The sequence below is a fragment of the Bacillus sp. T2.9-1 genome (genome assembly GCF_950097965.1).
In the GTDB taxonomy this organism is placed as follows: domain Bacteria; phylum Bacillota; class Bacilli; order Bacillales; family Cytobacillaceae; genus Niallia; species Niallia hominis.
In genome coordinates this window covers 14,833-27,781 of sequence record NZ_CATNHG010000072.1, presented here as the reverse complement: position 1 = coordinate 27,781, position 12,949 = coordinate 14,833, and the positions used below count along the sequence as shown (strand labels likewise).

Genomic DNA, 12,949 nt, shown 5'->3' with positions numbered 1-12,949 from the left:
AAAAAACTAAATAATTATAAGTCTAGCACCATAAACCCAATATCTTTCTTTCATTTGTACTGTATTTAGGCAAGAGTCCTCGCTTTTTCTTATTAATGATTAAGACATTACCTTTTTTTCAAAACGATTAATATCTGAATCCGCACCAATAACAATCAAAATATCATTTTCTCTTATTGGTTCTGATGCCTGAGGAGAAACAATAATCTCCTTGTCTCTTTTTATAGCAACAATCGTGATTCCATATCTCGCACGAATATCTAAATCAATAATGGAACGACCATCTAATTTGTGGCTAGCCTTAATTTCCACAATACTATGTTCATCAGAAAGCTCCAAATAATCAAGGACATTATTAGAAACAATATTATGCGCAATCCTCTTCCCCATATCTCTTTCTGGATGAACTACTGCATCTGCTCCTATTTTACTCAACACCTTCTCATGATAATCATTTTGAGCCTTTACCGTTATATTTTTAACACCTAGCTCCTTTAACATTAAAGTAGTTAAAATACTCGCTTGTATATCCTCGCCTATCGCAACTATAACGTGATCAAAATTACGGATTCCAAGACTCTTTAATACCGTTTCATCTACTGCATTACCGACCACTGCATGTGAAACTAGATTTGCATATTCATTTACTTTTTCTTCACTTTTATCAATTACCATAACATCCATACCTAGTTCCGTTAATTCCCGACAAATACTGCCTCCAAATCTTCCTAGGCCAATTACCGCAAATGCTCTTTTCACTATTAAATCCTCCAACTATCGTATAAATTTTATCTCGCATCACAAGTATTATTATCTCCTATAATAAACATTCATTTTAAGCGAGAAGCAACACCTATTCATAACTATCTTATCAATGCCAGTTAAAACTCCTAAATAATGATGTTTCCCGTTATCTAATGAAACGCCATTATTATAACATTAAATGAAGCTGTATTGATATACTTTCCAGATGCCAAATTATATTCGCTAAGTTCTGTCTAATTGGCCATTTAATACTCGACTTATTCGGGTATCTAACATTTTCAAATTAATCCCGCCAGCCTGATAGTATCGTAATTTCCCAGCCTGATCAAATAAATTATAAGATGGCACATATTCATTTGAAAATGCTTTGGCTAGCTGAAATTCATGATCTACATAAATGGATTGTGTCATCTTATATTCCTCCACCGTTTTTTTCACTAATTCTATGTTCAAATCATGTTCCGACCGAGGAAAATGTACAGAGATAACAGTCAAATTTTCTTGATAAAAATCTCTGTATTGGTTTAGTTCTGACATAGCCCTTTTACAAAAATAACAGCTTATAGACCAAAAGTGAATTAAAGTTACTTTATTTCCACCTTTCTCCATTCCTTTTGTTTCTCCATTAATCCATAGTGTCGGAGCACCCCATTCGGGAAGTGGATCACCTATTTTCACAGTAGTATTTACCCTCTTTCCTTTTCTCTCTAAAAAATATTAATATAACCTCTAGTTTATCAAATACATATAAGGGAATAAAAAGAAAATACTTGGCTAGTTAATTTTTACAAAAGGAGTACAGCATTAAATGTTCTATTTAAACAATTTAAAAACCTATATACAAACCATACATTGGGGAGACTTCTTCTTAAATACTGCCCTTGTAGCAATAAAAATACTGCTTATCCTTCTTAGCTATCTTCTAATTAAAAAAATGGCTAAGCAGCTAATAAATAAATTATTCGAATCCTATATTAAAAAAAACTCTATCTCTAGAGGTAGAGCTTTTACACTGGAGAGCCTGATTAATAACCTAATTACCTATGTACTATTTTTCATTCTCATTATAACCATACTCCAATTGCTCGGTATCGATGCTACAGCAATATTGGCTGGTGCAGGAATTATAGGATTAGCAGTCGGCTTTGGAGCTCAAGGACTTGTTAGTGACCTAGTGTCAGGATTTTTTATCCTATTAGAAAAACAATTAGATGTTGGGGAACTTATAACGATTGGAGAATTTTCAGGCACAGTAGAACAAGTTGGCCTTAGAACAACCCAAATACGAGCAGCAGATGGCACTTTACACTTTATCCCGAATCGAGAAATTACACAGCTTAGTAATCATTCCCGGGGAGAAATGCAAGCTCTAGTGGATATAGATATTTCAGTCAACAATGATTTGCAGAGAACATTAGAAATACTACAGCAAGTTTGTGAACGTATTGCAGACGAAAACGACACTATAACAGATGGCCCAAATCTAATTGGTATACAAAATTTAGGTGCAAATACGATTACAATAAGAATAATTGCAAAAACAAAAAATATGGAGCAATGGGGAATGGAACGCTTGATTAGACAGGAAGCGAAAGTCGCGCTTGATGAAAATGGGATTCAATTCCCACAAGCACCCCTAGTGATTGAAAAAGAAAATTAATGCTTTAAAAAAGCTTACTGCTATTATTCCAATATAAAGCAGTAAGCTTTTTGTTTACAAATAAGCAACCGTCCGAACAATTAATTTCCTTTTTTCATTAAATACGCAGTTAAAACATTAACAGCTACTTGTAATGCGTCTTCTTTCGGATTAAGCTTGCTATGATGTAAACCATATGGAGAATCAACACCTAGCCAAAACATAAACCCTGGAATGTCCTTTAACATATAGCCAAAATCTTCGCCCGTCATTGCTTCTTTGCATTCCAACACATTTGCTTCTGTTTCGTATTCAATAAAATCCATAAACTCTCTTGTTAATGGCTCATTATTATAGACTTGATAATAACCACTACCGAAATCAATCGTACTCTCACAGTCATAGCCAATTTCAATACCATTCACCAAAGCTTGGACACGTTTCTTTACTTTATCCATTGCCTCACTTGAAAGGGTTCGCATTGTCCCTTCTAGTCTTGCATTTTCAGCAATGACATTTTGCACAGTTCCACCTGTGATTTTTCCGATGGTCACAACAGCACTATCGAGCGGATCAATATTCCTGGATACAACAGACTGAAGCTGGGAAACCAGACTACATGCTGCAACTACCATATCATTAGTAAGATGTGGGTATGCTGCATGCCCGCCTTTCCCTTTTAAATCAATAAAAAGCTCAGAAGTGTTTGCAAATAGCAAGCCCGGCTTTACTGCGATGGTGCCTACTGGATATTCAGGAGCTACGTGAAGAGCCAGGATAATATCAGGCATCCATTCTTTAAGCTCCTTACTTTCAAGCATAGGCTTTGCTCCGCCTGGTCCTTCTTCAGCAGGCTGAAAAATAAACACAACATTATCTTTAATAGGAGTTTCCATTATATTTGCAAGTAAGCCTAAAGCAATGGTCATATGAAAATCATGTCCACAAGCATGCATTTCTGTAGGGTGCTCAGATAGAAATGGTAATTCCGTTTCTTCAACAATTGGCAATCCATCAATATCTGCTCGGTAGCCAATCGTTTTCGTTGGGTTAAGTCCATGAACCTTAACAATAATCCCCGTTTTCCATGTTCTTATTTCTACTCGTTCATTTGAAAAGCTTTGAATTTTTCCGAGTAAATATTGTTGTGTTTTAAATTCCTTAAATCCAAGCTCTGGAATTTTATGCAAATCTCTGCGGATTTGGATTAAATCAATCGTATTCCCCATATAAATCCCCTTCTCTTCCTATTTTCTGATGAATGCTTTCCTTTTCTCTATTTCTAAAACAAAAGCGTGGAAACTTCTCCACGCTTTACACTGAAAATTATAGTTGACGTAGCTCTTGCATAATTTCCGTTTTTGATTTAGTTTTATCATCAATTTCTTTAACTACACGTGCAGGAGCTCCTGCAACTAATGTGTTTGCTGGGACATCTTCTAGTACAATAGAGCCTGCAGCTACTACAGATCCTTGACCAACTGTAACTCCTTCAACGATAACTGCATTTGCGCCCACTAATACATCATCTTCAATGATAACTGGTTTAGCAGAAGGTGGCTCAATAACACCTGCTAATACTGCACCTGCACCAATATGGCAGTTCTTCCCTACGGTAGCACGTCCACCCATAATAACGCCCATATCAATCATTGTACCTTCGCCAATTGCAGCACCAATATTTATAACTGCACCCATCATGATTACTGCATTGTCGCCAATATCCACTTGATCACGAATAATAGCACCTGGCTCAATACGCGCTTTAATATTTTTTAAGTCTAGTAAAGGAATTGCAGAGTTTCTACGATCATTTTCAATCACATAATCTGTAACTTTGTCCTGGTTTCCTTCGATGACACTTTGAATATCAGCCCATTCTCCGAAAACTACACCAGAATTTCCACTGATAAAGGTTTGAACATTTTCACCAAAATCAACTGCAGATAAATCGCCTTTCACGTATACCTTTACCGGTGTAGATTTTGTACTATTTTGAATAAATGAAATAATTTCATTTGCATCCATCATTTTCATAAACTAATACCTCCATTATGTATATATGCAATACTAAAAATTACTTTACCAAACAAAAGTGATGAAAACAAGCCATAAATACTAACTTTTATCTTCGATTCATCCCTTTCCCCTTTTTTCTTCTTCCAGATATTCGTGAACAATTTCTAAAAAAGCTTGTACCTGTTTTAATTGAAAAGTTGCTTCATAGCCAATTAACCAAGTTCCTCTTGTGATTGGCTCATTATAATCATTAAATAACGGAATTCGGGAAAGTGCATCATCTACTTTTTTTAAGGCAATAGAAGGAAGTATACTATAACCAATCCCATTAAAAGAAAGCTGTTTACATGTTTCAATCTGATCCACGACAATAGTATTGTTCGGAGGCAGTTGAAAATTCCGATGCCACCAAACCTGTATTTCTTCGTAATAGTTTGAATCACTTTTAAATTGGATAAACGGCCGATTCGTTAAAGCAATATCCTCAAGCTTCGCAATTTCTCGATCCACTAAATAAAGGGGGTCATCAAATAAATGAATTTTAATTCCCTTCCAATCGGATACTCCTCTTACAATACCTATATGCATACTATCCTCAGAAACAGATTTCATCATATCGCTACTCCAGCCTGTTACTAATGATACCTTTGCCTGAGGATAGCGCTCAACAAATCGTTTTAAGACCTCCGGAAGCCAGTTCTGTCCTACGATACTTGCAACAGCTATCTTTAATGTTCCATACACTTCTTCTTTGAAAGCATGAATGGATTCTTTCACTTCTTCTTCTTTCTTTAGCGTTTCCATTGCGAATTTCGTTACTAATTCGCCAGCAGCAGTAAGCGAAAGCCCTCTTTGTGACCTAATAAATAATGGTGTCCCCCAATCTTTCTCGATATTTTGCAGCCTTTGAGAAAGGGCGGGTTGTGTGACAAAAAGTCTTTCTGCTGCTTTTCTCATATTCATTTCTTGTGCAAGAACGGTTAATAATTTTAATTCAGAAATCGTTGACATGATAGTATCCTCATATAAAAAATTTGTTATCAAAAGAGGGAAAGAACTCTAATGAAGAGGTGAATAAGAGCGGCTACAGTAGGTGAAAGGAATTTAATTGTTATAGATTATTGGTGATTGTTTTGATGTAAATAATTGTTAAGTCGCTTTAATATTGCTCTTCTCGTTAAAATCCCTTCAAAATAGCCATCTTCTGTTTCTACACAAATAAAAGGATGGTCTACCAAATGTTTAATCGTATGTAATACAGAACTATTACTCTTCACTCTCGGCATTACAGTGTTCATAATTGTTTCTACTTTTATTTCTTCTAATTTTTCAAATTCAATTCTTTCTAGTCCAAGTATACTCTCCATAATAATTGGCGTACTCACCAATCCATGGAGCTTATAATGTGCATCTAATACAGGGATTGCTGAGTATCCACTTTTTGTTAAGACTAGCAGAGCGTGTTCTAAACTGTTTCCTACCTGTACATGTGCAACCCGTTCAGACGGAATTAATAAATCATTTAAAGTGATGTTTAAAAACTCTTCGCTGTGCATACTTATCATAGCCGAAAACTCCTCACAAAATATATTTATACCTCATTTTATCACAGTTTCCGGCTTAATGCTCCTTTAACCCTTACTCGTTTTTATATTCCTTACAAGTAGTTGACAATGAGGGCATTGAAAGATTACATTTTGATTAGATTGAGCTGTCAGTACATTCTCTAATTTTTCCTCACGAGAGCATTCTGGACAAATAACCGTTGGCATCATGTTTATCACCTCAACTATTAGTATGGATTCACTTGCTTTTTTCATGTAGTAAAATTAAAAGTATAAAAAAAGCTTTCTGCATTTGGGTATCCGTAAATGCAAAAAGCTTCTTAAAAATCTTACTGAATTAAATCAAAAATCTCAATTGTAATCATATCAACATTATCAAATTGATATCTTTTTGGTTTTTCTTTGTCATTATAGACTTCTAGTTCAAACGTTTCTGTTTTTGGATGAAATGTAACTTGACACTTTCTCTCCCCATTTACCTCGAAGAAACGTTGAGTTGGTTCTCCCCCAGTTGCCTGCTCTTGCAGATTCTTTAATCTTGTTAATATGCCTTGTAATTGTGACATGCTCTCTCTCCTTTCAAAACAAACCTTTTGTTAACAATAGGTTTCACTATTAGCATGTTTCTATACACTTTCTTCGTTAAATAAAGTACCATTCGCCTCTTGTGTAAAATGCCAATACTAACAGAATAAAAGATTGTCGAGAGTTTGTCCAAGTAAAACTAAAAAAAACTAGTTGTTTTTTTATTATTTATTTCATCTGAATATTCTAACATATAAAATCATAACAAAAAAACACCTTTCTTATAGCAAAATGGAAATAATCATTTGTCTAATTCCGCACATCTACAGCTCCCTCAGAATCCAAAAAGTAACCTTTCCTGTTTAAACCTATTCCTATCATTTGCTAAAATGAATTGCACGAAAAAAGCTTTCTTTGTATGATTAGAAGTAGAATGAATGTAGGAGGAACAAAATGCACCAAATCACGTTATATACCCAGCCTGACTGTCCCCCTTGCGAATATTCCAAGCTCTTTTTAAAAGAACATGGATTTGACTTTGTAATAAAAGATATTCAAAAGGATTCGCGTGCGAAAACAGAATTAATAAAGAAATACCAATCCTTTTCAACCCCAACTTTTGTGGTAGATGGAACTGTAATTTATGGTTTCGATTTGGAAAAACTTAAAATTGCTTTAAATCTTTAACAGCAAGTCACCAATGTGGCGTACACTATACGTAAAAAAGTGCGCCACACTTTCATTATAGCTAATACCTCAAAATCTAGAAAATAACTCTTACAAGCTATTTTAGCGTTTGTACATTATGATTTTTCCAATTGTTACTGATATAAGTTACTTGATTTTCTATTGCAAACAAGGGCATATAAACCAATGTACTATAGTTATTTTCTTTGTTATTTATAATGGTTCTTACCTCTTTATCTGTCAGCATATTCGTAACAATCCAATTCTCATTCACCTTTCTTATAAGCACTCCTTCATAGGCTCCTTCATATACTTTTTCTCCAAATATAATTGGTTCATAATATTCATATAGAAGAATACTATTTTCTTCTGTTTCTATAAAGGTTTGATCGGATAACTGATAAAAAGGCAGATAATATTTTCCGAATTCATTACCGTATGTATAAAATGCCCCATTTTCTCCAGTCAAGTTTTCATTAAGAAATAAATAGATTAGTTTCTCCGAAAAATAAGGTGCCAATATTTCTTGTATCTCCTCCATATCCCTCGCTTCTTTACTTAATGACACCTGTGCTCGAAATGCCTTTTCTACAAAAGCAAAGACTTCATCCCTACTTGTCAAATGGCTGGTAGCATGTGCGGAATATGGAAATATACCAAGAAGCAAAATAATCACTATAGTAAAGAAGCTTTTATTCATCCTACTCTCTCCTTCTCTATTTATTTCATTTAAACTTTACCCTTAATTTATGGCATAAAAACAAGCTGAAGAGAAAATCTCTTCAGCTTGTTTTAACTAAGTAGCAATTTCTTTCGATCAAGAAAATTATAAGATAAATCAATAAACAAATATTCCTTGGCGTTTAATGGGTATGAATAAGTTCTTACTGTTTCTCCTGTTTCGATATCACTATATAAATCAGACAATATCCCTCTTTTTTCATTCCTCATTTTTATAATATTTTCTAGGAAATATGGTCGCCAACTCCAATTTTTGTGTGCATATTCAGGCTGAATAATCCAATCACTATCGTATTTAATAATATTTGCAGATTTTTGAAATCCATCTTCATCACATACATACATTCGAAAAGCAACATCTGTTAAATCAGCAGTAAGTAATTTCAAAAGCTCTTCATAGGAAGAATATTTCTTATATTTAACAAGCAATGACTGTAATTGAACTTGAAAATCCTCTGTTAATTCAAAAATTGTTGATAGTTTTTTCTTTTCTGAAAAAATGAACTCATGAAACAAATCTCTTAATATTTCTTTTCTACAATTGCGATCAACGAAATTTGCCTCAGGATAGTGTAAATAGTATCCTTGATAAAATCTCCCACCATTTTTCCAAGCAAATTGAAGCTGATATACCATCTCAATATTTTCAAATAATAAAGTAGCACCAATTTTTCGAGCAAGCATAGATAGCGAATATAAAACATTTTGGTAAGCATGCGAGGTAGATGTAGATCGCAAAGCTAATAAATCAATTTTTAGGATATCAGGTGCTAAATCACCGAGTCTGTCTAAATAGCTACTATCACTTCCCATTTTATCAATGGCAATTTTAATGCCATATGTTCGATAATAAAGTAATAAATGATCTAAATGATAAAATTGCCCATGATAATTTCGCTCTGAAATCTCCAGAACGATTCGATCTAACTTGAAGCCTTTCCCTTCATATTCCAGCAATGTTTCTAAAAATGATTCTCCATCATCCTTCATCAAGATTTCAGCATCTCTATTGATAAAGAGCAATACATCCTCGTCAAGGGACAACGCTTTATCCAGCGCCTTCGTTAAAATAACTTGATCTACCTCAATTTTATATTCATCAGGAATTCCTTCATCAAAAAAGAAATCTCCAAGGCTTTCAACACCATCTGCTCCATTATATCTTCCTAATATTTCATAACCGATTACTCGATGTTCATCAGCGCTAAATATAGCTTGAAAATAAGGGATGACATTTTCTAAATCAGTCAAAATATCCAAAGCATCCATATTTTGATAGCCTCCCCACAAGAAAAGCAAACTCCTTTGCTTATCGCTTCCGTTATAAATCATTTCGTCCTTTTTTTGATGATATTTATTTTTAGAGAGTAAGTAGGCAAAGGTTCTTCACTTTATTCTAAGAATTAAAATAAACCTTATTATATCATATAAATCCTTAGCTAAAGAAACATTGATAGAAAATTCTTTCAATTTTTAGCTGAAACACAGTTTCATCCGATGATATCATTCCACAGGCAAGCACAATAAAAAAAGGATAAGGTGTTGGTAATAATATGTCCTTATAATTTTGTTTGAAATTTCGTATGATAAAAAATAGGAGTTGGCAAGAAAGAGGTAGTAAAATGCAGTTGTGTAAGCTATTACTGTTGCTCACTCCCTTTTTCGGGTCCGAGCAAACTTGGGAATATTTCCATATTGAAGAGAGTAAGCCAAAAGTAGAACAACTACATCAAGAATCTAGCACGAACAAAAGTGTATTGCTTGATGTTCCTTTGATAAAACAAAATCCTGAACTAAAATATGGATGTGAAGTGACCAGTTTAACGATGGTTTTGAATTACGCTGGTGTTAAAGTAAATAAAATGGAGCTTTACAAAAATATTCAGAAGGACATAGACCCATTGATTCGAAAAAATGGCAATATTATCGAATGGGGAGACCCCTCTATTGGATTCGTAGGTGATATGACTGGAAAAAAGCCTGGGTATGCTGTATTTGATAAGCCAATGGAAGATCTAGTTAACAAATACCTCCCAGAAAGAGCCGTTAACTTAACGAAATATTCTTTCCATGATTTAGAGAAACATGTTCAAAATGGTTATCCAATTGTAGTTTGGACAACAGGTGATTATCGTTTACCAGATAGATGGGAATCATGGAAACACAATGGAAAAACAATTAAAACACCATTAGACCTACACGCTGTTGTATTAGTTGGCTTCAGTAAGAATCATGTTTACTTAAATGACCCCTTATCAGGTAAAAAGAATGTTAAAGTCGATAAAAAGACTTTTATTAAATCTTGGCATGCTTTAAAGTCCAGAGCTATTAGTTATCGGTAAAAGTGTATAAAAAGGATAATAAATAGAACGTATTCATAATTTGTTTGCAACAACATTTAACGATTAGCGTTGATTGCATCCACCTATTGATAATTGTTAAAGTAAAGAAGGGATTCCGAGTGTAAATCCAAATTCCCTTATTCTTTTCCTCCAAAAAGCAATTATCTGTGCGCTGCAATCAACGTGTTTCTTTCAAATAGACTCAACCCTACATTTTTTTAAGTACTAACAAAAAGATATGCGTCCAGCTATCCTTCTAGGGTCTTCCTTTTTATTAACTCGCTTAATATAAGTTTATGTTTCCATCTTTCTATTCATGTTTAAAAATCCTTAAGAAATTGCTCCGCCTCTTCACAAGTCAATGGTCGAGAATAATAAAAGCCTTGTGCTTTTTGACAATTTGCCTCTTTTAAGAAGTCTTCTTGCTCTTTCGTTTCCACACCTTCTGCAATAACTTCTATCCCTAAATTTTGTCCTAAGTGAATAATCGTTGTCGTAATGGCAGCATCCTTTGCATTTGTAACCACATCTTTTACAAAGGATTGATCAATTTTTAATACATCAATCGGAAATTGCTTAATATAGCTTAGAGAAGAATAACCAGTTCCAAAATCATCGACAGAGATAATAACCCCTAAATCCTTTAGTTTTCGCAAAATAGGAATTGCTTCTTTAATATTCTCCATAACCCCTTCTGTAATCTCAATCTCCAGCAAGGACGGTTTAATATTAAATTTTTGAATAGAGTAACGTATCATTTCAACAAAATTGGGTTGTTGAAATTGCTTTGGTGAGATATTAACTGCTATACGCACATCCTTATGGTATAAAGTTTTCCATGTATTTATTTGCTCACATGCCTTTTCGATTACCCAGTTTCCAATAGAAATAATGAGACCTGTGTCTTCAGCAAGTGGGATAAAATCATTGGGTGCAACTAGTCCCAATGAAGGACTCTCCCATCTTAATAATGCTTCAAAACTATTAAATGTATGACTCTTTAAATCAATTTGTGGCTGATAATACAATTTTAGTTCATTTTTTTGGACTGCTTTTCGCAATTTTGTTTCTAATGATACTACATTTGTTAAATTTGAAGTCATATCAGAACGATAGAATTGATAATGTGCCTTACCTCTTTCTTTCACGCGAAAAAGTGCCTCATCCGCGTTCTTAATGATTTTCTCCATGTCATCTCCATCATATGGATACATACTAATTCCGATGCTCGGGCTAATATAGTATTCATGAGAGTTTAAGTAGAAGGAATTTGCAAAACTTGAGATAATACGTTGAACTAAGCTTGCTGTTTCTTGTCTATTTGTATTGGACAGGAGAATATTAAATTCATCTCCTCCCTGTCGATATACATGGCATTTATGATTTTTAAATTCTAATAATCGTTCCGCAACTTTTATGAGAATTTGATCTCCGACAATATGACCAAATGTATCATTGATATATTTAAACCGATCTAAATCAATCGTCATTAAGGCAAACGTAACTTTCTCTGTTTCAGCCTTCTTAATCTCCAGATTTAAATCTTCAACAAGGGCTCTTCTATTATAAAGACCCGTTAGCTGATCATGAAAGGACATATAGCGAATTTTTTCTGCCGTTTCCGCACGTTCAGAAATATCCCTTAAGATAACATAAATACCTCTAATGGTATCATTCACTTTAATGGGAACAAATTTTGTATGAATGGACAGTTTTTTTCCATTTTTGCTTTTTAACTTACAATCTAGCGATTGGGATGTTTCCGTTAATTTGCATTTTCTAAAGCTATCGTAAAATAAGGTATTACCCTCATCTATGAGTTCATACAGTGAAAACAGTGGCAGTTTTACATCACTAAAGTCAATTAACTTTAATCCAGTTGGATTCACTTCTTGAATAACCCCATCTAAGCTAACCGTGAATACGGCATCTAAATTATTTTGAACTAATGAACGATATTTCTGTTCGCTTTCATGCAACAATCGTTTTTCTTTAATGGACTCTGTAATATCTCTTGTGATGGATACAATATACTTTACTTCATTCTGTTCATCTATAATAGGCGTCAAAACAGATTCCGCATAAATGATATCGCCATTATCTGTCAGTATTTGATCTGTATAAATATGATTCTTCTTTGTTTCACATACAATCGTATATTCCTGTTGTAATCTATCAGCTATTTTCTTAGAAGAGACATCTTGAAACCCTTTCCCTATGAAATCAATTGGTAATTGAGAAAATAAAAAGGCAGCCTCATTGACAAAGATATACCGAAAAGTATTGTCTTTTTCTGCTTTCATAATAAATACCATATCTTTTATATACATAAAAATAATTTCAAAAATAATATTTTCTATATTTGATTTAGATTGTGCTATCATTTTCTTACTTGCATTATTCTTGTTAAATTCGTTCATCCATCTCATTCCTAACATGCAGCGATATATTATTTTGTTTCGAATAAGATTAACTCTATTAACAATCGCTATCCAATCTAATTTTCTTTTACTACTTTTATCGGCATATATATGAAAGTTTGTACTTAAATAGATAAAAAATTTAGTTTATTCGTATAAAAGGGCTAATCCTAGATTATTATTCTAATTTTAAAGAAATAACGGAAAAGATATTCTCTTTTTATTTCCTTTTCTCTCGTAAAAATA

13 protein-coding genes are annotated in these 12,949 nt (G+C 33.6%); 3 read left to right on the top strand and 10 right to left on the bottom strand.

Annotated elements, in window-relative coordinates; genetic code table 11:
- Nucleotides 1-99 precede the first annotated feature (99 nt).
- Together QQZ16_RS05075 and QQZ16_RS05070 are read right to left on the bottom strand one after the other, a co-directional pair.
- Complete coding sequence (locus QQZ16_RS05075; protein ID WP_031534199.1) at nt 100-759, bottom strand: potassium channel family protein; 660 nt, start codon at nt 757-759, stop codon at nt 100-102.
- A gap of 228 nt (nt 760-987) precedes the next feature.
- On the bottom strand, nt 988-1,443 hold the full coding sequence (locus QQZ16_RS05070; protein ID WP_284561174.1) for a TlpA family protein disulfide reductase: 456 nt from the start codon (nt 1,441-1,443) through the stop codon (nt 988-990).
- A gap of 130 nt (nt 1,444-1,573) precedes the next feature.
- Here QQZ16_RS05070 and QQZ16_RS05065 point away from each other — a divergent pair, with 130 nt between their 5' ends.
- Entirely contained in the window at nt 1,574-2,425 is an 852-nt protein-coding gene (locus QQZ16_RS05065) for a mechanosensitive ion channel family protein (protein ID WP_251627364.1), read from the top strand.
- An 80-nt stretch (nt 2,426-2,505) separates the two neighbouring features.
- On the opposite strand, the gene QQZ16_RS05060 is transcribed toward QQZ16_RS05065, so the two are convergent.
- From QQZ16_RS05060 to QQZ16_RS05040, 5 genes are all read right to left on the bottom strand, one after another.
- Nucleotides 2,506-3,633 (bottom strand): N-acetyldiaminopimelate deacetylase, encoded by a 1,128-nt coding sequence (locus QQZ16_RS05060; RefSeq protein WP_031534193.1) that lies wholly within the window; start codon nt 3,631-3,633, stop codon nt 2,506-2,508.
- A 97-nt stretch (nt 3,634-3,730) separates the two neighbouring features.
- Complete coding sequence (dapD, locus tag QQZ16_RS05055; RefSeq protein WP_031534191.1) at nt 3,731-4,441, bottom strand: 2,3,4,5-tetrahydropyridine-2,6-dicarboxylate N-acetyltransferase; 711 nt, start codon at nt 4,439-4,441, stop codon at nt 3,731-3,733.
- Nucleotides 4,442-4,540: 99 nt separating this feature from the next.
- On the bottom strand, nt 4,541-5,434 hold the full coding sequence (locus QQZ16_RS05050) for a LysR family transcriptional regulator (protein ID WP_031534189.1): 894 nt from the start codon (nt 5,432-5,434) through the stop codon (nt 4,541-4,543).
- 107 nt (nt 5,435-5,541) lie between these two features.
- A complete protein-coding gene (gene cbpB, locus QQZ16_RS05045; RefSeq protein WP_031534187.1) occupies nt 5,542-5,988 on the bottom strand; it encodes a cyclic-di-AMP-binding protein CbpB in 447 nt (148 codons plus the stop codon).
- A gap of 329 nt (nt 5,989-6,317) precedes the next feature.
- Nucleotides 6,318-6,554 carry a YkuJ family protein gene (locus tag QQZ16_RS05040; protein WP_016200943.1) on the bottom strand — a complete coding sequence of 79 codons (237 nt, stop codon included), beginning with the start codon at nt 6,552-6,554 and terminating at the stop codon, nt 6,318-6,320.
- 412 nt (nt 6,555-6,966) lie between these two features.
- On the opposite strand from QQZ16_RS05040, the gene QQZ16_RS05035 reads away from it, so the two are divergent.
- A complete protein-coding gene (locus QQZ16_RS05035; protein WP_031534183.1) occupies nt 6,967-7,200 on the top strand; it encodes a glutaredoxin domain-containing protein in 234 nt (77 codons plus the stop codon).
- Between the two features lie 97 nt (nt 7,201-7,297).
- On the opposite strand, the gene QQZ16_RS05030 is transcribed toward QQZ16_RS05035, so the two are convergent.
- Together QQZ16_RS05030 and QQZ16_RS05025 are read right to left on the bottom strand one after the other, a co-directional pair.
- Nucleotides 7,298-7,900, bottom strand: coding sequence for a DUF3993 domain-containing protein (locus QQZ16_RS05030; RefSeq protein WP_048717754.1), 603 nt, complete (start codon nt 7,898-7,900; stop codon nt 7,298-7,300).
- A 92-nt stretch (nt 7,901-7,992) separates the two neighbouring features.
- Entirely contained in the window at nt 7,993-9,210 is a 1,218-nt protein-coding gene (locus tag QQZ16_RS05025; protein ID WP_031534180.1) for an EAL domain-containing protein, read from the bottom strand.
- Nucleotides 9,211-9,563: 353 nt separating this feature from the next.
- On the opposite strand from QQZ16_RS05025, the gene QQZ16_RS05020 reads away from it, so the two are divergent.
- Nucleotides 9,564-10,283 carry a C39 family peptidase gene (locus QQZ16_RS05020; RefSeq protein WP_031534178.1) on the top strand — a complete coding sequence of 240 codons (720 nt, stop codon included), beginning with the start codon at nt 9,564-9,566 and terminating at the stop codon, nt 10,281-10,283.
- A 320-nt stretch (nt 10,284-10,603) separates the two neighbouring features.
- Here the strand turns inward: QQZ16_RS05020 and QQZ16_RS05015 are convergent, their stop codons facing one another.
- Nucleotides 10,604-12,703 (bottom strand): sensor domain-containing protein, encoded by a 2,100-nt coding sequence (locus QQZ16_RS05015; protein WP_031534176.1) that lies wholly within the window; start codon nt 12,701-12,703, stop codon nt 10,604-10,606.
- Nucleotides 12,704-12,949 lie beyond the last annotated feature (246 nt).